Below are 24,588 nucleotides of genomic sequence, written 5' to 3'. Positions count from 1 at the left end.
ATTCCGAGCTTCCGCGGCCGACTCCCGACGCGGGCGAATCTGTGGGCGTCGCCATCGCGGCTCCGGCCGCGGATCGCGATTTGCTATATCTGCATGCAATTTATCAGCTCGAGATCCGAACGTGTTCGGCTGGATTTCTCCCCCGTGAGAACACGCGAAACCGGGTTCGGTGGGTCGTTCATACACCGGGTATGGTCGAGAAGACGGACCGAACCACCGGATCGGGCGGCCCGCGCTCGGCGGACGGCCGACGCTTCGAGGTGTTCGTCCGCGAGGAGGAGTCGGATCCGCTCCGACACGTCGGCACCGTCGCGGCGCCGACGCCGGACGTCGCTCACGAGGAGGCGAGCAAGCTCTTCGCCTGGTACGCCCGCGACGTGTGGGTCTGCCCCGCCGAGGAGACGCACCGCTACTCCGCCGAGTCGCTGGCGGCCGACGACCGGTCGTCAGGCGGCGAGTCCACCGAGTCCGCCGCCGCCGCGTCGCCCGCCGACGGCGACGACGAACCGCGCGTGTACGAAGAGACCGAGGGGACGCCGACCGTCACCTGCGGCGGTGCGCCGGTCGAGGACGATTCGGAGTCCATCGCGCCCGACGACGCGTCGACTCCGGAGGGCGACCGATGATCTCGGTCAGCAAGCTCCTCTGCGGGCTCGACGCCGAGAGCGACGGGCTGCGGTACGACGCCGCCGCCGACTCGAAGAAGCCGCAGATCACGGACGACAAGCAGCAACGCCCGGTCGTCGTCTGGAACACGACGAAGCGGTGTAACCTCTACTGCGAGCACTGCTACGCCGCGGCCGACAAGGAGGGGGCGCCGAACGAGCTGTCGACGGCGGAGGGGAAGTCGCTCATCGACGACCTCGCCGAGTTCGGCGTGCCGGTCCTCCTCTTTTCCGGCGGGGAGCCGCTCGTCCGCGAGGATCTCGCCGAGCTCGTCTCGTACGCCGACGACGCCGGGATCCGGCCGGTCCTCTCGACGAACGGGACCCTGCTCACCCGGGAGAACGCGCGGGAGCTGAAGGAGGCGGGACTCAAGTACGCCGGCGTCTCGGTGGACGGGCTCCCCGAGCGCAACGACCGGATCCGGGGAGAGGAGGGCGCGTTCGACGCCGCCGTCCGCGGGATCGAGGCGTGCCTCGACGTCGGGCTCAAGACGGGGCTCCGCTACACGATCACCGAGCACAACGTCGACGACCTCGCGGGCGTCGTCGACCTCCTCGTCGACGTCGGCGTCGACCGCTTCTGCTTCTACCACCTCGACTACGGCGGGCGCGGGGCCGAGATCGCCGACGTGGACCTGACCCCCGAGGCGACCCGGCAAGCGGTCGCCGACCTCTGTGACCTCACCCGCGAGTACCACGCGGCGGGCGAGGAGATCGAGACGCTGCTCGTCGGCAACTACGCCGACGCCGGCCACCTCGTGGAGTACGCCGACCGAGAGATCGGGACGGACCGCGCCCGGCTGATCTACGAGCACCTCCGGCGCAACGGCGGCGACCCCACCGGCGAGCGCGTCGCCGACGTCGACCCCGTCGGCAACGTCCACCTCACGCAGTTCTGGCAGGGGTACTCCCCCGGCAACGTCCGGGACCGCTCGTTCGGCGCCATCTGGACCGACGAGTCGAACCCGCTCCTCGACGGGCTCCGGAACCGCGAGGAGCGGCTCACCGGGCGGTGCGCGGACTGCGCGTACAAGGAGATCTGCCGCGGCGGCTCGCGGCTCCGCGCCCTCTCGGCGCACGGCGACCCGTTCGCGCCCGACCCGAAGTGCTACCTCACCGAGGCGGAGCGCGACGGCGCGGCCGCGCTGAGCCGGCTCTCCGGCGAATCGCCGGCGGACTGAGTCGGGTCACTCCGCGACGCCCTCGAACACGTCCGTGACGAGCTTCGCCTGCGCGGCCCGGAGCCGCTGTGAGAGCGCCGACTTGCTGATATCGAGCTCGTCGGCGAGCTCGCCGAGCGAGACGTCGCCGTCGTCGTCGAAGTACCCCCGGACGACGGCGAGCTCCATCCCCTCGCGCTGTTTCGGGGTGAGCGCCGAGAGGTCGACGGTCGCCTGCTCGGTCGACTCGGGACCCGTGACCACGGCGAGCCGGACCAGCCGCACGCGGTCGAGGACGGACCTGAGCGCCGCGACGACCTCGCGGACGGCGGCCCGGTCGTCGACGTACGACGTGACGAGCACCGTCCCCTCGTCGACCCGTCGAACGTGGGGAACGTGGCCGAACTCCTGGAAGACGCGACAGAGGCAGTCTTCGGAAACCTCGCCGCGGTCCCGGCGGATCCCCTCACCGCCGGCCGGGTGGACCTCCACCGTGCATTCGTCGCCGACCGCGTTCACGGTGACCTCGGACGCGCTCTCCGCCTGCGTGACCATCGGGCAGTCCCACTCGTCCGCCGGATCGACTTCGAGGTCGACGCGGAGCTGTCGTTCGCCGCCTTCGCCCTCGAGTTCGACCATGCGGGCGCTCGGTCCGCCGTCGGCTTAGGCGTTCTGCGCGTCCTCACGGATCGAAAAAACGGAGTCGGACGCCGGGTCGATCGGGGCCGTTCGGCGGGTTTCGACTCAGTCCTCGGACTCGGGCGCGGCCTCCTCGGCCGCGGGCTCCTCGGCGCTCTCGTCGGCCGCCTCGCCCTCCTCGGAGCGGGCCGCGACCAGGGCGCCGCTGGCGACGCTGTACATCGGCTCCTCGGCCGAGCGCACGCCGCTGATCGAGAACGGGATGTTCGCGTCCGAGAGGTGGTCGGCGAACAGGTCCTTGAACCCGTTCGGGCTGGAGGTGCCACCGGTGACGACGACGGGCACGTCGAGGCCTTCCTCGACGTCCTCCTCGTCGACCTCGCGGGTGATGTTCTCGATGACGTAGTCGAGCAGATTCTCGTAGTAGATGGCGAGCGCGCCCTCGACGCCGCCCACGTCGGTGCGGAAGTCGAGCTCGAAGTCGTCCTCCTTGATGCTCGTCACCTTGTCGACCGGCGTGCCGGTCGCCTGCGAGGTCTGCTCGTCGATCCAGTCGCCCCCGCGGGCGATGGAGAACTTCATGACGGGGACCGCGTAGTAGGCGAGACAGACGTTGGTCATCCCAGCGCCGAAGCTGATCCCGAGCCCGGTGAAGTTGTTGTCCGCGAGCTCGGAGTAGATGACCGCCATCCCCTCGTTGATCGGCTCTGGGTCGTACCCCATGTCGCCGAGCATCGACTCCAGCGTCTTCTCGTGGTAGAGCGTCGTCAGCCCGGAGTCGATCGGGTCGGCCGGGCTGGAGTAGAAGAGGCGCTCGTTGGGCTTCGAGGGCTCGCCGACGACCTGCTCGGTGATGAGCTTGATCATCGGGATCGCGGAGGCCTCGTCGCTGGATAAGATCCCGTGCTGCATCGGGCGGCGGGTCTCCTTGTTAAAGATGTTCGCGAAGTTCAGGGCGTCGTCGCCGACGACGTACACCTTGTCGTCCTTGCGGATGTGGAGGACGTCGCTGCGGGAGAGCATCTGCTCGGCCATGTCGCTGTACTCGATCTCGACGAACGAGTTCCGCTGCTGTACGAACACCGTCTCCGCTCCTTCCTGTCGACCGGAGAGGATGTTCATCGTACCGACGTCAAGGCCTTTGGCCATACGCGTTCTTTTATTGCACACGTCATAAACGTTCGTGGCTGATTCCGAGCGGAGAGAATCGCGCGGCGCCGACGGAGCCCCCTCGCTCGAATCCCGGGTCGTTTATGTGGCGCGCCGCGGTGATGCGAGACGACGTGAACGACACAGCGCGCGGGGTCGCGGAGCTGGCGCGGCCGGGGAACTGCGTCGCCGCCGCGGTCCTCACGGGAACGGGCGCGTTCGTCGCCGGCGCCGCGGGCGCCGTCGTCCCCGCGGCGGTCGCGGCCGTCGTCACCGCGTTCGCGGTCGCCGCGGGCAACGCGATCAACGACTACTTCGACCGCGAGATCGACGCCGTCAACCGACCTGACCGCCCGATTCCGCGCGGCGCCGTCTCGGCCCGGGGGGCGCTCGCCGTCGCCGTCGTCTGGTTCCTCGTCGCCGTCGCGTTCGCGGTCCTCCTGCCGCCGCTGGCGATCGGTATCGCCGCCGTCAACCTCGTCGCGCTCGTCACCTACACGACGGTTTTTAAAGGGACGCCCGGGCTCGGCAACGCCCTCGTCTCCTACCTGGTCGGCTCGACGTTCCTGTTCGGCGGCGCCGCGGTCGGCGCCCCCGCGGCGGTCGTCGTCCTCGCGCTGCTGGCCGGGCTCTCGACGTTCACGCGCGAGGTGATCAAAGACGTCGAGGACGTGGCCGGCGACCGCGAGGAGGGGCTCCGCACCCTCCCCATCGCGATCGGCGAGGAGCGCGCGCTGCGGGTGGGGGCCGCCGCGCTCCTCGTCGCCGTCGCGGCCAGCCCGGTCCCGTACCTCCTCGGCACCTTCGGCGGCGTCTACCTCCTCCTCGTCGCCGTCGCCGACGCGGTCATGCTGTACGCCGCCTACGAGAGCTTCGGCGACCCGGCGGCCGCGCAGCGCCGGTTCAAATACGGTACCTTCCTCGCGGCGGTCGCGTTCGTCGTCGGGCGGGCGGCGCTTCTCATTTAAATAAGCGTTCGGAGAACGCCACGGCTCGCGGCGCCGCGGCTCCTCGAACGAGATCGTTCAAAAATCGAATCCGTGGATCGCTCGACGGCGGACGGTCAGGTGGCGGTCACGCGACGTTGAAGCCCTTGTCGCGGAGGAAGTCCTCCACGCGGCCCGAGTGGTTCCCCTGCAGCTCGATGGCGCCGTCCTCGACGGTGCCGCCGCAGGCGAACTTCGACTTGAGATCCGACGAGAGGGAACTCAGGTCGACGTCTTTCGGGTCGAATCCTTCGATGACCGTTACCTCCTTACCGTACCTGCGCTCGTCGATGCGGATGCTGATCTGCTGGGACTCTTTCGCGACGTCCTCGCAGACGCAGAGTTCCTGGGGCAGTCCGCACGTCGAGCAGACTTCCGACATTACGGCCGAACCTACAGGGTGACCGTATTAAATAGTGTCGGGAGTGCGACCGCGGCGGACGCCCGTCGCGGTCGGTTCGTCCGGTCGAGCGACGGCGTGCGCGGGAGTCTCGGGCCGATCCCGTCCGGCACCGGAGCCGCGGGGCGGCGCGAGCGGGTCAGGCGAACAGCCGCCCGAGGACCGGCGTCCCCTCCAGCGCCAGCCGACGGACGGTCCGGCGCGCCTCGTCGGCCTCGGCGCGCGTCACCGTCCCGGCGTACGTCGCCCGCTCGTACGCCTCGCCCACGGTCAGCGCACGCTCGTCGAGTCCGCGGAGCCGGAGGGCGTCGAGGTAGGCCCGCGGGGTCTCCCCGGCGCGGCGCTCCCGATAGCGACGGGCCAGCAGATGCTCCAAGTCGGCGAACGCCCGCTTCGCGTCGGCGGTCGGGTCGGCGCGACTCCACGGTGGCCGCACCCGCGGGAGCCGGAGCCGGACGGCGCGGCGTGCCCGCGCCCCGACGCCGAACCGCCGGGCGCCGGTGACGCCGATCACGGCCGCGAACAGCCAGTACGCGACCGCTTCGACCGACGGAAGCGGGGAGTCGTTCCCGCCCGCCCCGGGCTCGCCGGCGACCGCGCCGCGGGTGAGCGCGCCCTGCCCCGGCGCGGCCCCTCTCTCGGCGGCCACGTCGTCCCCCGCCGCGCCGTCGCCGGTCGCCGCCGTCGCGTTGCCGTCGTTCGCTTCCTCGGTCGAGTCCCCCTCGGTCTCGGGGACGATCTCCGGGGTCGCCTCACCGGGTTCGGAGGCCGGCACGTCGACGTCCTCGTCGCCCGCCGCTCGCGCGTCGGCGAGCCGCGCGGTCCGGGCCTCGTCGCGCTCGGCCGCCGGGGTCGGGTCGAACGCGACCCAGCCGTGCTCCGGGAAGTACACCTTCACCCAGGCGTGGGCGTCCTGCCCGCGGACGACGTACTCGTCTTCGCCGACCCGCTCGCCCTCGGAATACCCGGTGACGAACTGCGCCGGGACCCCCTGCGAGCGCAGCATCGCGGCCATCGTCGTCGCGAAGTAGACGCAGTAGCCGGCGTCCATCTCGAAGAGGAACGCGTCGGCCACGTCGCCGTCGGGCTTCCGGACCGTCAGCGAGTACTCGTACTCCGAGCGCAGGTAGCGCTCGATCGCGACCGCCTGATCGTACGGGGTCTCCGCGCCGGCGGCGGCGACGATCGCCTCCGTGCGCTCGCCGACCCGGTCCGGCGTGCTCTCGGGGAGCTGCGTGTACCGCTCCTCGATCGCGCGGTCGTAGTCGGTGCCCGCGTTCCGCAGCTCGGTGGGGGAGGCGGCGGGTACTCGGCTTTCGACCGTGACCGACTCGCCCGCGCCCAGAGGCTCGGCGAGCCGGAGCGTCCCGTGCTCGTCCACCCGAGCCGTCTGCGCCGCGGGCCCTCGCACGTCGACGACCTGCCACGGCGCCGGCAGCGACGGCGACGCCGTCTCGGCGGTGATCGTGGTGTTCACCGCCGTCGCGTCGCCCGGCGGCCCGTCGAGGGGCCCCTCCAGCGGCGACTGCTCGCCCGACCGCACCCAGCCGTCGCCGGTGTAGGTGTCGTACGCGCCGGCGTGCCAGTTCGCCGCGACCGGGCTCTCGATCGTGTAGCGCACCTCGGGCGAGAGCCGCGTCGGGCCGACGACGGCCACCTCGTCGTCCGCGTCGAGCGACGACTCCAGCGTCGGGGTGCCGCGGTCGAGCCCCCACGGTTGGGCCGCGCCGGCCGGCAGGAGAGTGAGCGTCGCGCTCACGAGTATCATCGCCGCCAACACCGCGGCGAGGGTGTCGCCGTGGTCCCGGATCCCGCCCGGCATCGACAGCGTCGAGAGCCCCGCCGCGAGCGCGACGCCGACGACCCCGGCGAGCGTGGCCGTCCCGCCCGCGTCCCCCGTGAGCACGAGGAACCCCAGCGTGCCCCCGGCCACCCCGGCGACCGAGACGTGTCGCCCGCGGCCGACGAGGTAGCCGACGAGGAACGTCGGGACGGGCGCGATCGCGAGCACCCACACGTCCGCGAGCGCGAGGCGGAGTATCGACAGCCCGGTCAACAGGGAGACCACGTCGACCGCGACCCGACCGACCGAGAACACCGCGCGCCGACTCGCCGGGATCGCGAAGTAGTACCCGGCCAGCGTTGCGGCGAACAGGGCGACCGTCAGCCGGAGCGCGGCCCGCTCGCCGACGTATCGCGCGAGCGCGAAGCCGGCGGCACCGGCGAGCACGACGGCCGCGGCGGTCCGGCCGGTCCCCCCGACCACGTCCGTCGCGGCGAGGAACACGGAGAGGTACGCCGCGGTGACGACGGCGACGCCGACCACCGGCGGGTCGACGACCGCCCGCAGCCACCCGCGAAGGCCGCCGTCGACGGCGGATCTCCCGTCCGCGTCCGACCCGCCTCGGCCGCGGCTCCGGAACGTTCCGCCCCGGTCAGACCCGCCGCGGTCGCCGAGCGACGGCCCTCTCATCGGCCGATCACCCCGTCTCGCTCCCGCGGGACGGACGCCTCGGTGGTCGCCTCGTCGGCAACGTCACTCGCGGCGTCGACGACCGTCTCCCCGACCGCCCCGCCGACCGTCTCTTCGACCGCCCCGCCGACCGTCTCTTCGACCGCCCCGCCGACCGTCCCTCCCGCGACGTCGCCGAACGCGACGGCCCGGTCGTCGACGCGGTACCGGGCGCCGCTCTCGTCGGCGACCACGCGGACGTCCGCCTCCTCGACGCCGCCCGATCCGGGACCGGTCCGCGCGGCCAGCTCGAGCACGGCCCGACGCCCCCGACGGCCCGGATCGACCGAGACCTCGCCGCCGGGGAGCGTCAGGTCGACCGGCACGCCGTCGTCCAGCAGCGCGAGCGCGAGGCTGGCGGCCGCGCTCGCGAGCGCGTCGGCGGGCGCTCGGTCGCCGGCGCTCTTCCGCCCGCCCGCGCTCTCCCGTCCGCCGCCGGCCTCGCCGGCGATCGCCACCCGACCCCGCTCCGTCTCCGCGGCGAACGCCTTGACGACGATTTCGTCGTGTTTCGCGGTCGCCGGCCAGTGGACGTCGCGGAGGGGGTCGCCGCGCGCGTACTCGCGCAGGCGGTCGAACTCCTCGCGCCGCCGGCTCGCTCCCACGGCGTCGTCGGCGTACAGCGCTCGCCGGAGCCACGGCGGAATCTCTCGACACGCCGGGTACGCGAGGGCCGTGTCGAACTCCTCGACGACCGTCCGGCGCTCGAAGAGCCCGAACACGTCGCTCGCGGTCACCGTGACGGGGCCGAAGCGCCGCTCGCCCCGGCGCCGGTAGCGGACGCGGTACGTCGCGGGGGCGTCGCCGACGGAGGTGCGGACCGGCCCCGGCGGCCCCTCCAGCCCGTCGTCGAGCGCGTCGTCGACGTCGGCGACGTAGGTCGGCGACACCACGCCGTTCGTCCCGCGACCGCGGAACGCGAGGCGGACCTCGCCGCCCTCGCCGACGAACCCCTCGGACGGGAGGGTCCGCCTGACCGCGGGCTCGTCTATCCGGACGAGCTGGACGTACCCCGCCGCGAGCGCGACGGCGCTCGGGAGGACGACCGCCTCCAGCGACCGCCCGCCGGCCGCCAGCGCCATGCCGACGCCGACGACGCAGACCGCGGCGACGACGCGACCGCGACGGGTGAGGGTCGGCGACGACATGAGCGATCACTCCACGCTCGTCCGGTTCAGCGCGTCCTCGATCACTTGTTCCCCGTCGGTTCCGGAGTCGGAGCGGACGCGGTGCGCGAGCACGGTCGGTGCCTCCGCCTGGACGTCGTCCGGGACCACGTACCCGCGGCCGTCGAGCGCGGCCCGCGCCTGCGCGGCCCGGAGCAGTGCAAGGCTCCCCCGCGGGCTGACGCCGAGCCGGGCGTTCCGCCGCGTGTACGTCGCCAGCCGCGCGATGTACTCCCGGATCGGCTCGGTCGCGTCGACGTCGGCGACCGCCGCCCGGGCGCGCCGCACGTCCTCGATCGAGGCGACCGGCTCGACCGCGTCGACCGGGTGGTCGCCCGCCATCCGCCCGATTATCTCGGCCTCCTCGTCGGTGTCGGGGTAGCCGAGCCGGATCTTCTTCGTGAACCGGTCGACCTCGGCCACCGGGAGCTCGTACGTCTGCCCGGGCTCGACGTCGTTCTGCGTGGCGATCACGCAGAAGGGGTCCGGGAGCGCCCGGGTCTCCCCGTCGGTCGTCACCTGTCCCTCTTCCATCGCCTCGAGCAGGGCCGACTGCGTCTTCGGCGGGGCCCGGTTGATCTCGTCGCCGAGGACGACGTTGGCGAAGACGGGGCCCGGCTGGAACTCGAACTCGTCCGTCCGCCGGTTGAACACGTTGACGCCGGTGACGTCGGCCGGGAGGAGGTCCGGGGTGAACTGGACGCGCTTGAACGAGCCGTCGATCGAGCGCGACACCGCCTTCGCGAGCGTGGTCTTCCCGACCCCCGGCACGTCCTCCACGAGGAGGTGCCCGCGGGCGAGGACCGTGACCACGACGTGTTCGACCGCGGCCCGCTTTCCCACGATCACCTCCTCGACGTTGTCGGCGACGCGTTCGGCGAGCGCGGCGACCTCTTCGGGCGCCATCGGCCGGTGTCCGTCTCCCTTCCCTCCGTCGGCGTCGACCCCGCCCGGACCGGTCCCCGCGGCGTCGGTCATGTCGGCGCCCGTCTCGCGGCGGTCCGGTCGCTCCGATCGGTCCGACCCGGCCGCGCGGGTCGGCCCGGCGGCGCGACCCGACCCGTCTGTGTGGGCGTCCCGCCCCCCGTGACAGAGGTACCCACGATCATCGACATGGCCCCGCTTAGGATAGCAACGGCATATGCGTTCCGCCGAGGTGTCGTCCCCGTACACGTCCGATATCGGCCGCGGTTACGGGCGTCAGCCGTCGTCCGCAGACACGGGCGTCAGTCGTCGTCCGCAGACACGGGCGTCAGTCGCTTCGATCTCTGTCCGGCTCCGCCATCTCTACGACTCCCGCACGTTCCGGCCGACCGGCTCGCCGAACGACTCGGCTCCCGTGACGGGGTCGCGCTCGTAGACGACCTCGCCGCGGACGAGCGTCAGCTCCGGAAAGACGCCCTGTAACCCCTCGAACGGCGTCCAGCCGCAGGCGCTGTGCAGCGCGCCCGCCTCGACCTCGCGCGGGTTCGTCAGGTCGACGAGGACCAGGTCGGCGTCGGTGCCCGCGGCGACTCGCCCCTTCGCGCCGATCCCGAAGATCGACGCGGGGTTGGCGGCGACCACGTCGCGGACGCGCTCCAAGGCGAGATCGCCCTTGCGCACGGACTCTAAGAGGAGCGGGTAGAGGGTCTCCACGCCCGGAACGCCGCTCGGCGCCTCGGCGAGCCCTTGACGCTTCTCGGCGACCGTGTGGGGCGCGTGGTCGGTGGCGACGACGTCGACGTCGCCGTCGCGGAGGCGCTCGAACACCCCGGCGCGGCGCTCCTCTGACCGGAGCGGCGGGTTCATGCGGCCGAACGTGCCGAGCCGGCCGGCGTTCTCGCGCGAGAGGAAGAGGTGGTGCGGGGTGACCTCGCAGGTGGGCGGGGCGACGGAGTCCCCCGACGCGCCCGCCTCCTCCCGGGCCTTTACGACCGCGTCGATCCCCTCGGGCGTCGACGTGTGCGCGATGTGGACCTGCGCGTCGCTCTCGGCGGCGGCGCCGAGGGCGCGCTCGACCGCGGCGACCTCCGCCTCGGCGGTCCGGTAGGCGGACCACGGGTCGGCCGTCGCCGCGGTGCCGGCGCCGCCGAGGTCGCCGTCGAGCGCGCGCTCGTCGAACAGGGTCTCGTCCTCCGCGTGGACCGTGACGGGGACGTCGCGGGCGGCGGCCTCGGCGAGCGCGTCCTCGAACAGGTCGACGGCGATCCCCATGTCGCCGGTCGAGTCCGCGAGGAACACCTCCCCGAGCGCGAACAGGGGCCGCTCGAACAGGCCCTCGGGGTCCCACTCGCCCGTGACGCCGCCGTTGATCCCGTAGTCGACGAGCGACTCGGCCGCGAGCGCTGCCTTCTCGTCGAAGGCGTCGCCGTCGACCGTGGGCGGCGAGGTGTTCGGCTGGTCCACGACCGTCGTCACGCCGCCGGCGGCGGCGCTCCGCGAGCCGGAGGTCCACGTCTCCTTGTGGCTCCCGCCCGGTTCGCGGAAGTGGACGTGCACGTCGACGGCGCCGGGCAGGAGGTGGCGCCCGCGGGCGTCGACGACGCGCTCGCCCGCGTCCGGGTCGAGGCCCGCGCTCGTCGGTTCGACCGCGTCGATGGTCCCGTCTCGGATCCGAACGTCGCGGACTCGCCCGTCGGCCAGCTCCGCGCCCGTGATGAGCATGGGTACGCGCTCGCGGCGCGCCGCTTAAACCGTGTGGTTCGAGTCACCACAAAGCGTTTGACACGTCCGACGAGAGATGGCGTATGGCCCTCGGTCCCGCCAGCGTCGCCGCCCTCCCCGCGGTCGTCGATACGGCGATCGGCTGGCTCTCGCTGATCGCGTTGTTCGCCCTCCCCGGAACGGTCGCCGCCGTGCTCTGGACGCCCTTCCTGATCGCGGCGCGGTTCCGGGCGCTGTTCCGCGCTCTCCCGCCGGCGGGGCGGCTCGTCCCCTCGTACGTCGGCGTCGCGCTCGCGCTCTCGGTCCCGTACCTCGCCGGCGTCGCCCTCACCGTCGCGCTCGTCGACTCGGCCGGTCCCGGCTGGAGCGAGGGGTTCCTCGACACCGCGCTGTTCGGCGGGGTCCTCGTGGGATTCGTCGCCCCGGCGGTCGCCGCGGCCGGGCTCCCGCGGCTCGGCGTCGACTGGGACCCGACGGGCTACGGCGCCTCGACGTGGGCCGTCCTCGTCGCCGCCGGGCTGTGGTACGCGGTCGTCGCCGCGGTGTCGCTGGTCGCGCTCGCGGTCGGGATGGCGCTGCCGGGCGGGTACTGACGGCGCGTCCGTCGACACCGTAAGATTTTGTTGAGTCGCGTCGCCATCGCTCGGACATGTTCCCCGCACCCTTCCGACTGTTCTTCGTCGCCGTCCCCCTCCTCGTCGCCGCGGGCGCGCTGGCGATGGCGGCGTTCCCCCGACGCATGACCTCCTGGCAGACGCGCTCGCCGGACGGTTCGACGCAGCGGATCGAGCCGAGCGACACGCGGATCCTGATGATGCGGATCATGGGCGTTGTCGTCGCCGGACTCGCGCTCCTCATGGTGGTCGCGAACTTCGCGTTCATCCCCTGAGACGGCGATCCGGCCGTTCGCTCTCGTGAGTTCCGCCCTCGGGATTTTTAGGTTAGACCGCCCCCGCCGAGCCCGCCCTGCGATCCGTGCCAACTGATACCGACGCTCCGATACGGTTTTGAGTCGCCCCGCGGAATCCCCGATAAATGCTGTCTCGACAGTTCGTCCGGGAGAACCCCGAGGTCGTCCGCGAGGCGCTCGCCAACAAGGGCGTCGACGTGGACTTCGACCGGATACTCGACGTCGACGAGGAGTGGCGGGAGCTGAAGAGCCGCGGGGACGACCTGCGCCACGAACGCAACGAGGTCTCCTCGGAGATCGGCGAGCTCAAAGGGGCCGGCAAGGAGGAGGCGGCCCAAGAGGCGATCGAACGCTCCCAAGAGCTCAAGTCGGAGCTCCAAGGGGTCGAGGAGCGCGCCGACGAGCTTGAGGCCGAACTGGAGGCGTCGCTGCTCGAGCTCCCCCAGATCCCGCAGGAGTCGGTGCCGGTCGGCGCCGACGAGTCGGAGAACGTCGAGCGGCGCCGCGAGGGGTTCGACGACCTCCGCGAGCTCCCGGCCGACGTGGAGCCCCACTACGACCTTGGCGAGGACCTCGAGATCCTCGACTTCGAGCGCGGCGCGAAGGTCGCCGGCGGCGGCTTCTACGTCGCGAAGGGCGACGGCGCCCGGTTAGAGCACGCGCTGATCCAGTTCATGCTCGACGTCCACCGCGAGCAGGGGTACACGGACGTGTTCCCGCCGATCCCCGTCAACTCGGCGTCGATGCGCGGTACCGGACAGCTCCCGAAGTTCACCGAGGACGCCTACCGGGTCGAGGGGACGAACGAGGACGAGTACGACGACGACGACCTCTGGCTGCTCCCGACCGCGGAGGTGCCCGTGACGAACCTCCACCGCGACGAGATCCTGCTCGGCGAGGACCTCCCGCTCAAGTATCAGGCGTACACGCCGAACTTCCGGCAGGAGGCGGGCGAGCACGGCACCGAGACGCGCGGGATCGTCCGCGTCCACCAGTTCAACAAGGTGGAGATGGTGAACTTCGTCCGGCCCGAGGAGAGCGACGAGCGCTTCGACGGGCTCGTCGACGAGGCCGAGGAGGTGCTGCGCCGCCTCGAGCTCCCCTACCGCATCCTGGAGATGTGCACCGGCGACCTCGGGTTCACGCAGGCGAAGAAGTACGACATCGAGGTGTGGGCCCCCGCCGACGACATGGACGAGGGCCCCGAGCGGGGCGGCCGCTGGCTGGAGGTCTCCTCCGTTTCGAACTTCGAGGACTTTCAGGCGCGCCGCGCGCAGATTCGGTACCGCGAGGAGCACCACGAGTCGGCCGATTACCTCCACACTCTGAACGGCTCCGGGCTCGCGGTCCCGCGGATCGTCGTCGCCATCCTGGAGTACTACCAGAACGACGACGGCACTGTCACCGTCCCCGAGGCGCTGCGCCCGTACATGGGCGGGACCGAAGTCATCGAGGGCCACGACGCGGTCGGCGAGACGAAGCTGGGCGGGGAGTAAGCGACCCGAGGCCCTCCGGTCGCTCGGGGCGGGTCACTCCTCCTGGGGAGGGACGCCCAGCTCCCCGTTCCACGCGTAGAACCCGATCAGGGCGGCCGCCATCACGAACCCGGTCGCCACGCCGAGCGGGACGCTTCCCTCGGCCAAGTACGAGAAAATCGCGAAGACCGTACAGAACGCCGCGACGTAGACGATCGACTGACGGAGGGCGATGGACCGATCGAACGCCTCGGGCAGCTGCATGGGGTCACGCTCGGGGCATCCGAGTATAGCTCTTTCCTCTTCCGAAGGCGCCGCACGGGACCACGTCGGCACCGGTTCGGCGCTCTCGCGACGGGGCGAGGGGACGGAGCGAGGTGCGAGGGACGAGGGGACGGAGCGAGGTGCGAGGGACGAGGGGACGGAGCGAGGAGACGGGGCGGGGTCGCTACTGGTTCTCCAAGGCGTCGAGGATGCACGCGGCGGCGACCACGGCCTCCTTCGGCACGTCGCTCGCGTCGTCGATGGTGACCGTGTAGGCGTCGCGCAGCGAGAACTTCCCCTCGATGTCGCCGACGTGGCCGCCGTCGGCGTCGAATATCTCGTACTTGTTCGGGACGAGGTTCGCGACCGAGATCAGGTGCCGGAGCCCCGCCATCAGCTTGTTCTTCGACTTGATGGTCGCCAGCGCCTCCCCCGTCTCGGGGTCGCGGATCGTCCAGTTCTCGACGAACAGCGAGTAGTCCTCGTCGAGGACGACGACCTCCTCGCCGGTGCCCGAATCGACGATGGCGTAGTTCCCGCCGATGTCGATGACGCCGCCCGCCTTCACCGAGAAGGCGTCGTCGCCGTCGCCGGTGACGAACGGGAACTCCTCTTTCAGTTTGAACATCTTCTGTTTCCCGCGCAGGACGACGTCGCCGGCGCTGTCGCGGACGGCGTACTTGTTCCGGATCGCCGACTGTTTGACCTCGTAGCGGTCGTCGTCGAGGTCGACCGTGGAGATGTCGTAGGCGTCCGAGTCGGAGGGGAACACGGAGTGCTCGCTCATGGCCGGCAAGAGAATCAGGCGTCGGAAAACCGTTCCGCTCGTCTCGCCGGGGCGGCGGCGGGTGGCCCCGCCGGCGCCCGTCGGGGCGTCGGCCGCTCGCGCGTCAGGGCGTCAACCGCGTGATCGAGAGCCATTCGACGTCGGCGTCGCGGACCGCGTCGTCGGCGTTTCCGAGGCCGTCACCGCCGTCGTCCCCGACCGCCGTCAGCGCGAACACCATCTCCTTGCGGACGCCGCCCGCGAGCCGCACGTCGAGCGACAGCTCGCGGGGCGAGAAGCGGTGGTCGGCGTCGACGACGCGCACGAGGTGCTCGGAGTGCGGTAGGTCCTCGACCGTCTCCACGTCGAGGTAGGTTCGGAAGTCGGCGCCGAACTTGAAGCCGGTCTTCGGGACGGCGTCGGCCGCGCGGAGGCGTTTATAAACCGCGAGCCGGCGGTCGAAGCGCTCGCCCTCCACGTCGCGGCCGCGGGCGACGACCGCGGCGGCGGGGCCGTCGGGCTCCGCGGCGGGGCCGACTCGCTCCGCGTCGGCCTCACTGGAGGCCCCGCCCGCCGTCCCGACCGACGCCGACAGCGAGAGGACGCCGTCGCCCGCGAGCGACGCGGCCTCGACGAGGGAGAGCTGGAGCGCCCCCTCGACGGCGGCCGCGCGGCCGGTGAGCGGCTGGCCGTAGAAGCCGCGCTCGTAGAGGGCCTCGGGGGCGTCCCAGACGACGACGCGGTCGGAGAGGAGCACCCCGTCGAGGCGCTCCGGGGGGTCGTAGTCGGTCGCGCCCTCGATTCGCCCCTCCGTCGCCGCGAAGTAGGTGATGTCGGACTCCTCGTCGACGACCGCGAGGGTGCGCCCGGCGAGCCCGTCCGCGGGGAGCGACTCGCGCTCGCCGACGACCTGCACGGGGTACTCCACGTCGCCCGTGTCGGGCGTCGAGCCGCGCTCGTAGGCGACGAAGTCGACCGCGTCGGCGACGCCGACGCTCCCGCCGGGCCACGGCTCGCGGGCGGGCGAGAGGTAGAAGCCGCGGTCGCGGAGGTCGGAGTAGACGAGGTACCGCACCGCGAACCGGTCGGCCGCCGCCGCGCTCTCGACGAAGAAGCGCTCGAAGCCGACGGAGTCGGCGTCGGGGGCGAGCGCGACGCCGGAGAGGTCGCCGCGGAAGAGGAGGTGGGCCGCCTCGACGCGCGAGAGCGCGATCTCGTTCCCGTCGAGCGGGCGCCCGTAGCCGCGGGAGTCGTGGAAGCGCTGGCGGGCGTCGCCGGCGACGCGGACCGCGTCGCCGCGCAGGTGCCCTGTCGGTTGCATACTCCAAGGCGGGCCCGGGCGGGGTAAGGGGGTTGCGGTCGGTACTCGCGCGATTCCGGAGCCTCTGGTCGGGAGAGCAATATTTTATAAGTGAATCTGGATGTTGCGGTCGAGTATTTATAAACGATCGACGACGCTGCGACGAACGGCTTCAGAACCCCAGCCGCTCGCTTATAGATAGCTGCCGGTGATGCGGGGAACACCTCCAAAGCCCCAGCCGCGAGGGCGGCGCACACTCGCTGCGCTCCTCGGTCGCACACTCGCTGCGCTCCTCGGTCGCACACTCGCTGCGCTCCTCGGTCGCTCACTCCGTTCGCTCCCTGCGGTGTCGCCGGCGGCTTCGCCGCCGGCTGCCCGTGGCGCTACGCGCCACGCTGCTTACGTCGTCTGCGCCGCCCTCGCGGCTGCCCCTTTGAGTCCCCACCCACCGCACAGCACCGCAGCCTCACACCTCCCCAGCCTCGTCGCCGGACTACGTCTGGCTGCAAGCGAGAGCTTCGCTCTCGCCCTGTCAGTCGCCTCCGCTTCGCTCCGGCGACTGACTCCCTCGCGCGTGCGACTCGCGGCCCTAGGGGCCGCTCGCCGGCACGCGCCACCGCGGCCGTTATTTATAAACAATCGCCGCTATCGCTCCGACCGTTTGTACCACATCCACGCTCATGAATCGGCTCCCGACGGCGCCGGACAAGGGTAAAGGGTCATCGGCGAGTACGAGGCGTATGAACGACACCGCAGGCCTCCGGCTCACGGTGCGTGCCGCCGAGAAGCGGGACGCGGGCCGGGGGATCGCCAGGCTCCCCGAATCCGCCCGGAAGCGGCTCGGCCTCCTCAGCGGCGACACCGTCGAGGTCCGCGGCGAGCGCGCCGCCGTCGCGAAGGTGTGGCCCGGCGGCGCCGACGCGACCGACGGCTCGGTCCTCATCGACGCCGACACCCGCGCGAACGCCGGCGTGAAGGTCGGCGACACGGTCACCGTCGCGCCCGTCACCGTCGAGGACGCCGTCCGCGTCGCGCTCGCCGCGCCCGCCCGCCTCGCCGACGTCGACGTGAGCCGGGAGGTGGTCGAGCGCGCGCTCGCCCGCGACCTCCGCGACCGCCCCGTCACCGAGGGCGAGGCGGTCCACGTCGAGCGGCTCGGCGGGCTCCGGTTCGTCGTCGCCGAGACGGTCCCGACCGGCACGGTCCGCGTGACGAACCGGACCGACGTGTCGGTGACGTACGGGGACGGCGGAGGCGCCGGCGATGAGGGCGTCAAGGGCGACGACGCGGGGAGCGACGCGGGCGCGGACGGCGCCGGTCGGGGCACGCCCGACGCGTCGGCCGGCGACCGCGCCGCTCCGACCGCGCCGCCCGGGACCGACGCCCGCCCGAAGGGCGACGGGACCGCGCCCCCGGAGGAGCACACGGCTGGCGCCACCTACGAGGACATCGGCGGGCTCGACGAGGAGCTGGAGCTGGTGCGCGAGACGATCGAGCTCCCGCTCTCCGAACCCGAGGTGTTCACCCGGCTCGGCGTCGACCCGCCGAAGGGGGTCCTGCTCCACGGCCCGCCGGGCACCGGGAAGACGCTGATCGCCCGCGCCGTCGCCAACGAGGTGGACGCCGAGTTCATCACCGTCGACGGCCCGGAGATCATGTCGAAATATAAGGGCGAGTCGGAGGAGCGCCTGCGCGACGTGTTCGATCGGGCGAGCGAGGCCGCCCCGGCGATCGTCTTCTTCGACGAGATCGACTCGATCGCAGGCAAGCGGGACGACGGTGGCGACGTAGAGAACCGGGTCGTCGGCCAGCTGCTCTCGCTGATGGACGGGCTCGACGCCCGCGGTGACGTGATCGTCATCGGCGCGACGAACCGGGTCGACACCCTCGACCCCGCACTCCGGCGCGGCGGGCGCTTCGACCGCGAGATCGAGATCGGCGTCCCCGGCGAGGCGGGTCGCCGCCAGATCCTCGACGTCCACACGCGTCGGATGCCCCTCGCCGACGACGTCGACCTCGACCGGATCGCGAGCCGGACGCACGGCTTCGTCGGCGCCGACATCGAGGGGCTCACGCAGGAGGCGGCGATGACGGCGCTGCGGCGCGCCCGCGAGTCCGACAGCCGGGCGCTCGACGAGGTGACCGTCTCGAAGGCCGACTTCGAGGCCGCCCACGCGAACGTCGAACCGAGCGCGATGCGGGAGTACGTCGCCGAGCAGCCGGCCACCGACTTCACCGACGTCGGGGGGCTGCCGGAGGCCAAAGAGAAGTTAGAGCGCGCCGTCACGTGGCCGCTGACCTACGGCCCGCTGTTCGAGGCCGCCGACGCCGACCCGCCGACGGGGGTCCTGCTGCACGGTCCGCCGGGAACCGGGAAGACGCTGCTCGCGCGGGCGATCGCGGGCGAGAGCGGCGTCAACTTCATTCAGGTCGCCGGCCCGGAGCTGCTCGACCGCTACGTGGGCGAGTCGGAGAAGGCGGTCCGGGACCTGTTCGACCGCGCGCGGCAGGCGGCGCCCGCGATCGTCTTCTTCGACGAGATCGACGCCATCGCGGCCGACCGCGACGGCGCGGGCGGGGACGGCTCGGGCGTCGGCGAGCGCGTCGTCTCTCAGCTCCTGACGGAGCTGGACCGCGCCAGCGACAACCCGAACCTCGTCGTGCTCGCGGCGACGAACCGGCGGAACGCGCTCGACCCCGCCCTGCTCCGACCGGGTCGCTTGGAGACGCACATCGAGGTGCCCGAGCCCGACCGCGAGGCGCGCCGGAAGATCCTCGACGTCCACACCCGCGAGAAACCCCTCGTCGAGGGCGTGGACCTGGACCACCTCGCCGACGAGACGGAGGGGTACTCCGGCGCGGAGATCGCCTCGCTGTGCCGGGAGGCCGCCCTCGTCGCCATCGAGCGCGTCGCCGACGAGCACGGCGCGGCCGCGAACGACCACGCCGACGAGATCGGCATCACGAGCGACGACTTCGCGGCCGCGCTGGAGACGGTGCGGCCGGCGACCCCCTGAGCGATGGGCGGCGAGGGGGACCCGCGTGACGGCGACGGGCCGCCGAGCGGGGGTGGCGCGGACGCCGGCCACGACTCGCCCACCCTCCGCGGCCTCCTCGCCAGCGTCCGCGCGGCCGTCCGGTCGAGCCCGCCGAGGGACCTCTTCCTGATCGCCGTCCCCATCCCGGCGCTGCTCGTCGCCGTGAGCCTCACGCCGGGGACCGACGCCTGGCACCTCTCGCTCGCGACCGGCGGGGTCTTCGAGAGCCGGTGGGCGCTGTGGACCGCGTTCGCGTCGAGCTTCGTCCACGCGACCCCGGCGCACCTCCTCGACAACCTCGTCAACTACTGGCTGCTCGTCGCGGTCGCGTACCCCCTCTCGGTCGTCGCGGGCTGGCGCGACCGGCTGCTCGGCGCGACCGCGATCTACCTCGCCGTCGTCCCGCTCGCGTCGGCGTGGGCGACCATCGTCGCGCTCGGCGGGCTGACGAACGCGCCGACCGCCGGCTTCTCGGACGTGAACAGCGCGCTCCTCGGCTACCTGGTCGTCGTCTGGTTCGCCGCGCTGGCGACGGAGGCCGGGGCGGATGGAGAGCGCGGCGAGGGCAGGAGCGACGGGGACGCCGAACCGACGGTCGGCGTCGACGCCCGCTGGTCGGTCGTGGCCGCGCTCGGCTCGCTCGCGCTCGCGTACCTCGCGCCGAGCGGCGTCGGCTACTTCCCGTCGCTGCCGGCGGTCGGGTCCCTGTTCGCGCTCTGCGCGGCCCTCGCCGCCGTCGGGCTCTACGCCGGCGTCGGCAGCCCGCGGGTGGTCGGGCTCGACCTGGCCCCGGAACGAGAGCTGCTGTACGTCACCGGCGCGAGCGTCGCCGTCGCCGGGGTGATCGGGTCGCTGGTGGTCGTCCCGTTCGGCAGCAACGTGTTCGCGCACCTCGCCGGCTACGTCGTCGGCGTCGCGGTCCCGCTCGTCGGCGTCGTGCTCGACGGGTGAGTCGCGGCGGCGTAATCCCCCAGGCTACTCGTCGCCGTGACCGCGTCCCGACCCCTCCCCGTGTGCGCGCCCGTCGCTGTCGGGCGTCGCCTTCGCGACCGTGTCGGCGCCGAACTCGTCGACGGGGATCACGCTGTAGTCGACGGTGAGCGTGTCCTTCGTCGCCCGGACCTTCCCGACGAACGCCGAGATGTCCGCCAGCCGCCCCTCCAGCACGAACAGCTCCATGCAGTAGCGGGAGCCGACGTGGTTGTGGAAGTTGGAGGCGACGAGCCCCTCGTGCTCGTGTCGGAGCCGCATCATCCGCTCCTCGACGCTCGTGGTTTCGTAATCGAACAACACCGTCACCACCGCCATCAGCGCTCTGTCCTCCAGTTTCGCGTCCTCGAACTCGCCGAGGAGGTTCCGCGAGGCCTCGCGGACGACCTCGCTGCGACCGGTGTAGCCGTGCTCGTCCGCGAAGCCGTCGATCCGTTCCAGTAACTCCTCCGGCATGGAGACGCTGACGACTGTCATATAATAAACCACACCGCCTGTGTTGTTAATCCTTGAGGTCCGAGCCCTCGGTCGAGGCCGAGGCGCCGGTCGCTTCCGCCCCCTCAATCGATGCCGCGGCGCCGACGCGTTCGGAGAGCCACGCGTAGTGGTCGAGGAGGGCGCGCTCGCCGGCGTCGGTGAGCGCGTACACGTCGGCGATTCCCTCGGTCCGGCGGTCGAGGAACCCCGACTCGACCAGCGACCGGAGCGTCGCGTAGAAGGAGCCGGGGTCGATGCGCTCGTCGTAGTGCGACTCCAGCCGGTTTTTCAGCGACTGCGCCCGCAGCTCGTCGGCCTCGTACAGCAGCGCGCAGAGGTCGCGCCGGCGACCGCTGTGGAACCACTTCGTCATGGGCCGGCTAGCGCGCGCCGACTCACGACCGTTTCGGTCGCGGACGGCCGGCCCGTCGCGGGGTCAGACACAGCGAAAGATCGGAAGTGATGATTCAAACGTATTACAGAGAAATACAAGACGAATACTCACTCTTGAGAAGAATACTGATAATTCGTTTTCCTATTATGCATACTAGTGTGTATTCACGGAAGTTATTTATCAGTCGACGGTGGTCTGTCGATAGACGATGTCCCTCGAACGCCTGATCTGTCGCCACCAGTACGAGCGCCGAGCGGTGGTTATCGACCCGGACGAGGTCGTGGAGTCGTGCACGAAGTGCGGGAAGGAACGCATTCGGCGGGACACCGGCGTCTGAGTCGGCGCTCGACCGTGGCGTCGCTCACGTCGGGTCGACCAGCTCGTCGAGCCGGTCGACGCGCCGGTCGCCGAGCACGCACCGCCCGCGGTCCTCGTGGCCGACCCGCTCGACGTGGACCGCGTCGAGTCCGGCGTTCCACGCCGCGCCCACGTCGCTCTCGCCGTCGCCGGCGTAGTAGCCGCGGTCCGCCCGCGGGTCGACGCCGAGCTCGCGCATCGCCAGCTCGATCGGCCCGGGGTCCGGCTTCCACCCCGTCTCGTCGGTACAGCAGATCACCGCGTCGAACCGCCCGTCGAGGGCCACGCGGTCGAGGACGGGCTCGGCGAGGAACCGCTGGCAGTGGGTGACGAGGCCGGTCGGTCCCCCGGCGTCGTCGACGCGGTCGAGCAGTCGGGCGGCGTCGTCGTGGAGGTACGTCGCCTCCGCGCGGGCGACGGGGTCTTCGACCGCGTGGAACGCCGGCCAGAAGGCCTCCGGGTCGACGCCGATCTCGCGGAGGGTGTCCCCGCGGGGACCGCCCAGCCCGTGCCAGAGGACGCGCGCCTCCCGGTCGGAGAAGCGCCGCCCGAGCCGGTCGCCGACGCGGTCGAACACCGCGCGGGTGTACGACCACTCCGCGTCGACGAGGGTGCCGTCGAGGTCGAACAGGTGGAAGTCGTAGTCGGCGACGGCCATGGACGCTTCAGTAGGCCCTCCGTTTATAAGTGCGTTGTGAACTTTATAAGACATTCTCGGCTCGTGAGGGGGTCCCGTCGCGCGTGAGCCCCGTCGAACGGGCTCACTCCTCTCGCACGTGGACCGACGACCCGAGATACTTGTGCATCGCCCCGTCGACCGAGTCGGCGTTGAACCGGCCGAGGTCCTCGGCGATCGCCGCGCGCAACGCGTCGAGGTACTCGCGGTCGGTCCGGAGCTCCCGGAACTCGACATCGACGACCTCGACGCCGAGGCGGTCGCTCGCGAGGGTCCGGAACGACGGTTCGTCGCCGATCTCGCCGCGCCAGAGCCGGTCGCGGAAGAACAGCCAGCCGTCGGTGCCCGGGTCGCTCGCGGGGACTTCCATCGTCGTCTCGAACCGCTCGGGATCGACCGTCGCCCCGTCCGGATCGAGTCGGAACGCGACGGCGAAGACGTAGGCGGCGTCCATCGGTCGCGATCTGCGGGAGCGGAGGGTAAAAGTACATATCCCTCCGTCGTGTCGGTCCCGATGTATGTTGCACCGCCTCCGCGACCTCGGCGAGCGCGCCTACCGCCGCCACCTCCGCCGCGAGATCGAGGACGTGCCGGCCCACGTCGCGATCATTCAGGACGGGAACCGGCGGTACGCCCGCGAGCGCGGGGACGACGCCCCCGACGGCCACCGCGCCGGCGCCGACACCACGGAGCGCGTGCTCGACTGGTGCGCGGACCTCGGCGTCGCGGAGCTGACGCTGTACGCCTTCTCCACCGAGAACTTCGAGCGTCCCGACGAGGAGCTGGCGCCCCTCTTCGACCTGCTGGAGCGCAAGCTCCGGGAGTTCGCCGACGCCGACCGCGTCCACGAGCAGGGGGTGCGCGTCCGGGCGATCGGCGATATCGAGCGGCTCCCGCCCCGCGTCCGCGACGCCGTCGACTACGCCGAGCGCCGCACCGCGGAGAACGACCGGTTCACGCTGAACGTCGCCTTGGCGTACGGCGGCCGGACCGAGCTGCTCGACGCCGCCCGGACCATCGCCGCCGACGTCGACGCCGGCGACCTCGACCCCGCCGACGTCGACGTCGAGACCGTCGAGGACCGGCTGTACGACCGGCCGGTCCGCGACGTCGATCTCATCGTCCGGACCGGCGGCGACGAGCGCACCTCGAACTTCCTCCCGTGGCACGCGAACGGTAACGAGGCCGCCGTCTACTTCTGTGCGCCCTACTGGCCGGAGTTCTCGCAGCGGGAGTTCCTCCGCGCCATCCGCACCTACCAGTCCCGCGAGGAGTCGTGGCAGCGCGCCCGCGCTGAGCGGGCCGCCGCGCTCGTCCGGGCGGTGGCCGAGGTGGAGATCGCCGAGGCCCGGGCCGTCGCCGGGCGACTCCGCGAGCGCGTCCCGCGGCTCGACGGCAGCGATATCTCTGACGACGCGCTCGGGATCGGCGACGGCGACGCGGTCGGACCGGTCGACGACGAACCGCGGGAGTCGAAGAGCGCGAACTAACCGCCGCCCGGCGCGATTCCGCCCTCGGCCCGCGTCAGCAGATACAGCGCGAACGAGGAGAGCCAGTGCGAGCCCGCGTAGTCGTCGGTGAGCACGTCCGCGGCCCCCGCCTCGGCGTGGCGGCGCGCCGCGGCGTCGAGCGGCTCGCGGAGCCGGGCCGCCGCCGCCCCGTCCCGCTCCGCCAGCGCGTCGGCCAGCCCCGCGAGACACCACGCGCGGGAGACGTTGAGCCCGATCAGGTGCATCGCGGCGCCGTCGGCGTCGTCCGGCTCGACGTCGACGGGCTCCAGCAGCGCGTCGTGCGGCGGCGCGGCGAGGTCGGGGAGGAACCCGTCGAGCCACGCCGCGAACGCGCCGGGGTCGAGGACGCGGCGCATGAGGTCCGCCTCGGCCAGCGCGGGCGAGAGGAAGTCCCAGCCGAGAGGCTCCGCGCCGACGACGGCAGCGGTGTCGTCCGCGTAGAGCCGGCGGGCCGTCGTCACGGTCTCCGCTTCGAGGTCGTCGTCGTCGACGACCCGCGCGTAGTCGAGGACCCCCGCGAGCGCGAAGGCGGTGTTGCCGTGGGTGCCGACCCGGTGGGGGCGGTCGACGTCGAGGACCGACTCGCGGGTCCCCCGTCGGACCCGCTCCTCGAGGGGACGGAGCGCCTCGCTCCACGCGTCGGCGCGCGGGTCGTCCCACAGGCGAAGCTCTGCGGCGAGCCGCAGCAGCCACGACCAGCCGTACGGCTCCTCGAAGCCGGGGTTTTCGTCGAGGTACTCTACTTCGCTCGCGACGTTCTCCGGGGTCAGCCGCTCGTCGACGCGCTCCGCGATTGCGGCCTCGTCCGGGTGGTCCGGGACGAGCCGCAGCGCGCGCACGAGCGCCCAGTGGCTGTGAACCGCCGAGTGCCAGTCGAAACAGCCGTAGAAGACCGGATGCTTCTCCGACGGCCGCGACGGCGCGTCGGCCCCCTCCACCGTCCCCTGGTAGTGCGGGTACTCGGTCTCGATCCCGTCGAGGGGGTGCGCGGCGAGCGCCGTCGCGACCGCGTCGTCTATCGCGTCCGCCCGCCCGGCCCGGAGCGCGTCCGGCGAGACGTTCTCGAAGGCGTCCATGGCCGTGAGTCAGCGGGGCGCCTGTTCAATC

The 24,588-nt window shown here is 72.0% G+C and carries 25 protein-coding genes; 10 read left to right on the top strand and 15 right to left on the bottom strand.

The genetic code is table 11. The features are described 5' to 3' along the window. Nucleotides 1-191 precede the first annotated feature (191 nt). A complete protein-coding gene (locus tag B4V06_RS14380; protein WP_123112676.1) occupies nucleotides 192-626 on the top strand; it encodes an Htur_1727 family rSAM-partnered candidate RiPP in 435 nt (144 codons plus the stop codon). After that, nucleotides 623-1,846: a TIGR04347 family pseudo-SAM/SPASM protein gene (locus tag B4V06_RS14375; RefSeq protein ID WP_498170350.1), complete on the top strand. Its 1,224-nt coding sequence runs from the start codon at nucleotides 623-625 to the stop codon at nucleotides 1,844-1,846. Before B4V06_RS14380 ends, B4V06_RS14375 begins: the two co-directional genes overlap by 4 nt. A gap of 6 nt (nucleotides 1,847-1,852) precedes the next feature. On the opposite strand, the gene B4V06_RS14370 is transcribed toward B4V06_RS14375, so the two are convergent. Both B4V06_RS14370 and B4V06_RS14365 read right to left on the bottom strand, forming a co-directional pair. Continuing rightward, nucleotides 1,853-2,464, bottom strand: coding sequence for a helix-turn-helix domain-containing protein (locus tag B4V06_RS14370; protein ID WP_123112674.1), 612 nt, complete (start codon nucleotides 2,462-2,464; stop codon nucleotides 1,853-1,855). A 105-nt stretch (nucleotides 2,465-2,569) separates the two neighbouring features. Continuing rightward, on the bottom strand, nucleotides 2,570-3,613 hold the full coding sequence (locus B4V06_RS14365) for a cell division protein FtsA (protein ID WP_123112673.1): 1,044 nt from the start codon (nucleotides 3,611-3,613) through the stop codon (nucleotides 2,570-2,572). 134 nt (nucleotides 3,614-3,747) lie between these two features. Between B4V06_RS14365 and B4V06_RS14360 the strand changes: the two genes are divergently transcribed. After that, nucleotides 3,748-4,581 (top strand): geranylgeranylglycerol-phosphate geranylgeranyltransferase, encoded by an 834-nt coding sequence (locus B4V06_RS14360; protein ID WP_123114838.1) that lies wholly within the window; start codon nucleotides 3,748-3,750, stop codon nucleotides 4,579-4,581. A gap of 106 nt (nucleotides 4,582-4,687) precedes the next feature. On the opposite strand, the gene yciH is transcribed toward B4V06_RS14360, so the two are convergent. The 5 genes from yciH to B4V06_RS14335 all read right to left on the bottom strand — a co-directional run bounded on the left by yciH (nucleotide 4,688) and on the right by B4V06_RS14335 (nucleotide 11,323). After that, entirely contained in the window at nucleotides 4,688-4,981 is a 294-nt protein-coding gene (gene yciH, locus B4V06_RS14355) for a stress response translation initiation inhibitor YciH (protein ID WP_004596695.1), read from the bottom strand. A 157-nt stretch (nucleotides 4,982-5,138) separates the two neighbouring features. Then, nucleotides 5,139-7,472 carry a transglutaminase TgpA family protein gene (locus B4V06_RS14350; RefSeq protein WP_498170346.1) on the bottom strand — a complete coding sequence of 778 codons (2,334 nt, stop codon included), beginning with the start codon at nucleotides 7,470-7,472 and terminating at the stop codon, nucleotides 5,139-5,141. Beyond that, entirely contained in the window at nucleotides 7,469-8,659 is a 1,191-nt protein-coding gene (locus B4V06_RS14345; RefSeq protein ID WP_498170344.1) for a DUF58 domain-containing protein, read from the bottom strand. Before B4V06_RS14345 ends, B4V06_RS14350 begins: the two co-directional genes overlap by 4 nt. Nucleotides 8,660-8,665: 6 nt before the next feature. Beyond that, nucleotides 8,666-9,655, bottom strand: a complete 990-nt coding sequence (locus B4V06_RS14340) for an AAA family ATPase (RefSeq protein WP_498170342.1) — start codon at nucleotides 9,653-9,655, stop codon at nucleotides 8,666-8,668. A 309-nt stretch (nucleotides 9,656-9,964) separates the two neighbouring features. Further along, nucleotides 9,965-11,323, bottom strand: a complete 1,359-nt coding sequence (locus B4V06_RS14335) for a dihydroorotase (RefSeq protein WP_498170340.1) — start codon at nucleotides 11,321-11,323, stop codon at nucleotides 9,965-9,967. An 83-nt stretch (nucleotides 11,324-11,406) separates the two neighbouring features. On the opposite strand from B4V06_RS14335, the gene B4V06_RS14330 reads away from it, so the two are divergent. From B4V06_RS14330 to serS, 3 genes are all read left to right on the top strand, one after another. Continuing rightward, on the top strand, nucleotides 11,407-11,916 hold the full coding sequence (locus B4V06_RS14330) for a DUF8162 family protein (protein WP_498170338.1): 510 nt from the start codon (nucleotides 11,407-11,409) through the stop codon (nucleotides 11,914-11,916). 56 nt (nucleotides 11,917-11,972) lie between these two features. Then, a complete protein-coding gene (locus B4V06_RS14325; RefSeq protein WP_123112667.1) occupies nucleotides 11,973-12,212 on the top strand; it encodes a DUF6199 family natural product biosynthesis protein in 240 nt (79 codons plus the stop codon). Between the two features lie 146 nt (nucleotides 12,213-12,358). Beyond that, on the top strand, nucleotides 12,359-13,729 hold the full coding sequence (gene serS / locus B4V06_RS14320) for a serine--tRNA ligase (protein WP_498170336.1): 1,371 nt from the start codon (nucleotides 12,359-12,361) through the stop codon (nucleotides 13,727-13,729). A gap of 33 nt (nucleotides 13,730-13,762) precedes the next feature. On the opposite strand, the gene B4V06_RS14315 is transcribed toward serS, so the two are convergent. The 3 genes from B4V06_RS14315 to endA all read right to left on the bottom strand — a co-directional run bounded on the left by B4V06_RS14315 (nucleotide 13,763) and on the right by endA (nucleotide 16,059). After that, nucleotides 13,763-13,972, bottom strand: coding sequence for a hypothetical protein (locus tag B4V06_RS14315; protein WP_123112665.1), 210 nt, complete (start codon nucleotides 13,970-13,972; stop codon nucleotides 13,763-13,765). Between the two features lie 184 nt (nucleotides 13,973-14,156). Further along, entirely contained in the window at nucleotides 14,157-14,759 is a 603-nt protein-coding gene (locus tag B4V06_RS14310) for an LURP-one-related/scramblase family protein (RefSeq protein WP_498170334.1), read from the bottom strand. A gap of 103 nt (nucleotides 14,760-14,862) precedes the next feature. Further along, a complete protein-coding gene (gene endA / locus B4V06_RS14305) occupies nucleotides 14,863-16,059 on the bottom strand; it encodes a tRNA-intron lyase (RefSeq protein WP_498170333.1) in 1,197 nt (398 codons plus the stop codon). Nucleotides 16,060-16,778: 719 nt separating this feature from the next. On the opposite strand from endA, the gene B4V06_RS14300 reads away from it, so the two are divergent. Both B4V06_RS14300 and B4V06_RS14295 read left to right on the top strand, forming a co-directional pair. Continuing rightward, nucleotides 16,779-19,055, top strand: coding sequence for an AAA family ATPase (locus B4V06_RS14300; protein WP_498170331.1), 2,277 nt, complete (start codon nucleotides 16,779-16,781; stop codon nucleotides 19,053-19,055). Between the two features lie 3 nt (nucleotides 19,056-19,058). Beyond that, the gene (locus B4V06_RS14295) at nucleotides 19,059-20,027 is read left to right on the top strand and encodes a hypothetical protein (protein WP_498170329.1); all 969 of its coding nucleotides are present in this window, start codon (nucleotides 19,059-19,061) and stop codon (nucleotides 20,025-20,027) included. A gap of 24 nt (nucleotides 20,028-20,051) precedes the next feature. Here the strand turns inward: B4V06_RS14295 and B4V06_RS14290 are convergent, their stop codons facing one another. Together B4V06_RS14290 and B4V06_RS14285 are read right to left on the bottom strand one after the other, a co-directional pair. After that, a complete protein-coding gene (locus B4V06_RS14290) occupies nucleotides 20,052-20,543 on the bottom strand; it encodes a CopG family ribbon-helix-helix protein (protein WP_123112660.1) in 492 nt (163 codons plus the stop codon). A gap of 25 nt (nucleotides 20,544-20,568) precedes the next feature. Then, complete coding sequence (locus tag B4V06_RS14285; RefSeq protein ID WP_498170328.1) at nucleotides 20,569-20,916, bottom strand: helix-turn-helix transcriptional regulator; 348 nt, start codon at nucleotides 20,914-20,916, stop codon at nucleotides 20,569-20,571. 229 nt (nucleotides 20,917-21,145) lie between these two features. Between B4V06_RS14285 and B4V06_RS14280 the strand changes: the two genes are divergently transcribed. Then, entirely contained in the window at nucleotides 21,146-21,274 is a 129-nt protein-coding gene (locus tag B4V06_RS14280) for a hypothetical protein (RefSeq protein ID WP_255212495.1), read from the top strand. A gap of 24 nt (nucleotides 21,275-21,298) precedes the next feature. Here the strand turns inward: B4V06_RS14280 and B4V06_RS14275 are convergent, their stop codons facing one another. Both B4V06_RS14275 and lwrS read right to left on the bottom strand, forming a co-directional pair. Further along, nucleotides 21,299-21,952 (bottom strand): HAD family hydrolase, encoded by a 654-nt coding sequence (locus B4V06_RS14275; protein WP_498170326.1) that lies wholly within the window; start codon nucleotides 21,950-21,952, stop codon nucleotides 21,299-21,301. 103 nt (nucleotides 21,953-22,055) lie between these two features. After that, nucleotides 22,056-22,424 carry an LWR-salt protein gene (gene lwrS, locus B4V06_RS14270; RefSeq protein ID WP_498170325.1) on the bottom strand — a complete coding sequence of 123 codons (369 nt, stop codon included), beginning with the start codon at nucleotides 22,422-22,424 and terminating at the stop codon, nucleotides 22,056-22,058. Nucleotides 22,425-22,488: 64 nt separating this feature from the next. Between lwrS and uppS the strand changes: the two genes are divergently transcribed. Next, nucleotides 22,489-23,460: a polyprenyl diphosphate synthase gene (gene uppS / locus B4V06_RS14265; protein ID WP_123112656.1), complete on the top strand. Its 972-nt coding sequence runs from the start codon at nucleotides 22,489-22,491 to the stop codon at nucleotides 23,458-23,460. Here the strand turns inward: uppS and B4V06_RS14260 are convergent. Beyond that, nucleotides 23,457-24,557 carry a DUF2891 domain-containing protein gene (locus B4V06_RS14260; RefSeq protein WP_123112655.1) on the bottom strand — a complete coding sequence of 367 codons (1,101 nt, stop codon included), beginning with the start codon at nucleotides 24,555-24,557 and terminating at the stop codon, nucleotides 23,457-23,459. The two genes, uppS and B4V06_RS14260, sit on opposite strands and share 4 nt — an antisense overlap. Nucleotides 24,558-24,588: the final 31 nt, after the last annotated feature.

This window comes from Halorubrum sp. B53 (genome assembly GCF_059752395.1).
Note: the sequence above shows the minus strand (reverse complement) of the source record. Positions and strands in the feature narration are given on the sequence as shown.

Bases quoted from the DNA above. Each gene is read 5' to 3' on its own strand.
- B4V06_RS14380 (WP_123112676.1), top strand. From the start codon at position 192: ATGGTCGAGAAGACGGACCGAACCACCGGATCGGGCGGCCCGCGCTCG.
- B4V06_RS14375 (WP_498170350.1), top strand. From the start codon at position 623: ATGATCTCGGTCAGCAAGCTCCTCTGCGGGCTCGACGCCGAGAGCGAC.
- B4V06_RS14370 (WP_123112674.1), bottom strand. From the start codon at position 2,464: ATGGTCGAACTCGAGGGCGAAGGCGGCGAACGACAGCTCCGCGTCGAC.
- B4V06_RS14365 (WP_123112673.1), bottom strand. From the start codon at position 3,613: ATGGCCAAAGGCCTTGACGTCGGTACGATGAACATCCTCTCCGGTCGA.
- yciH (WP_004596695.1), bottom strand. From the start codon at position 4,981: ATGTCGGAAGTCTGCTCGACGTGCGGACTGCCCCAGGAACTCTGCGTC.
- B4V06_RS14350 (WP_498170346.1), bottom strand. From the start codon at position 7,472: ATGAGAGGGCCGTCGCTCGGCGACCGCGGCGGGTCTGACCGGGGCGGA.
- B4V06_RS14345 (WP_498170344.1), bottom strand. From the start codon at position 8,659: ATGTCGTCGCCGACCCTCACCCGTCGCGGTCGCGTCGTCGCCGCGGTC.
- B4V06_RS14340 (WP_498170342.1), bottom strand. From the start codon at position 9,655: ATGACCGACGCCGCGGGGACCGGTCCGGGCGGGGTCGACGCCGACGGA.
- B4V06_RS14335 (WP_498170340.1), bottom strand. From the start codon at position 11,323: ATGCTCATCACGGGCGCGGAGCTGGCCGACGGGCGAGTCCGCGACGTT.
- B4V06_RS14330 (WP_498170338.1), top strand. From the start codon at position 11,407: ATGGCCCTCGGTCCCGCCAGCGTCGCCGCCCTCCCCGCGGTCGTCGAT.
- B4V06_RS14325 (WP_123112667.1), top strand. From the start codon at position 11,973: ATGTTCCCCGCACCCTTCCGACTGTTCTTCGTCGCCGTCCCCCTCCTC.
- serS (WP_498170336.1), top strand. From the start codon at position 12,359: ATGCTGTCTCGACAGTTCGTCCGGGAGAACCCCGAGGTCGTCCGCGAG.
- B4V06_RS14315 (WP_123112665.1), bottom strand. From the start codon at position 13,972: ATGCAGCTGCCCGAGGCGTTCGATCGGTCCATCGCCCTCCGTCAGTCG.
- B4V06_RS14310 (WP_498170334.1), bottom strand. From the start codon at position 14,759: ATGAGCGAGCACTCCGTGTTCCCCTCCGACTCGGACGCCTACGACATC.
- endA (WP_498170333.1), bottom strand. From the start codon at position 16,059: ATGCAACCGACAGGGCACCTGCGCGGCGACGCGGTCCGCGTCGCCGGC.
- B4V06_RS14300 (WP_498170331.1), top strand. From the start codon at position 16,779: ATGAACGACACCGCAGGCCTCCGGCTCACGGTGCGTGCCGCCGAGAAG.
- B4V06_RS14295 (WP_498170329.1), top strand. From the start codon at position 19,059: ATGGGCGGCGAGGGGGACCCGCGTGACGGCGACGGGCCGCCGAGCGGG.
- B4V06_RS14290 (WP_123112660.1), bottom strand. From the start codon at position 20,543: ATGACAGTCGTCAGCGTCTCCATGCCGGAGGAGTTACTGGAACGGATC.
- B4V06_RS14285 (WP_498170328.1), bottom strand. From the start codon at position 20,916: ATGACGAAGTGGTTCCACAGCGGTCGCCGGCGCGACCTCTGCGCGCTG.
- B4V06_RS14280 (WP_255212495.1), top strand. From the start codon at position 21,146: ATGTCCCTCGAACGCCTGATCTGTCGCCACCAGTACGAGCGCCGAGCG.
- B4V06_RS14275 (WP_498170326.1), bottom strand. From the start codon at position 21,952: ATGGCCGTCGCCGACTACGACTTCCACCTGTTCGACCTCGACGGCACC.
- lwrS (WP_498170325.1), bottom strand. From the start codon at position 22,424: ATGGACGCCGCCTACGTCTTCGCCGTCGCGTTCCGACTCGATCCGGAC.
- uppS (WP_123112656.1), top strand. From the start codon at position 22,489: ATGTTGCACCGCCTCCGCGACCTCGGCGAGCGCGCCTACCGCCGCCAC.
- B4V06_RS14260 (WP_123112655.1), bottom strand. From the start codon at position 24,557: ATGGACGCCTTCGAGAACGTCTCGCCGGACGCGCTCCGGGCCGGGCGG.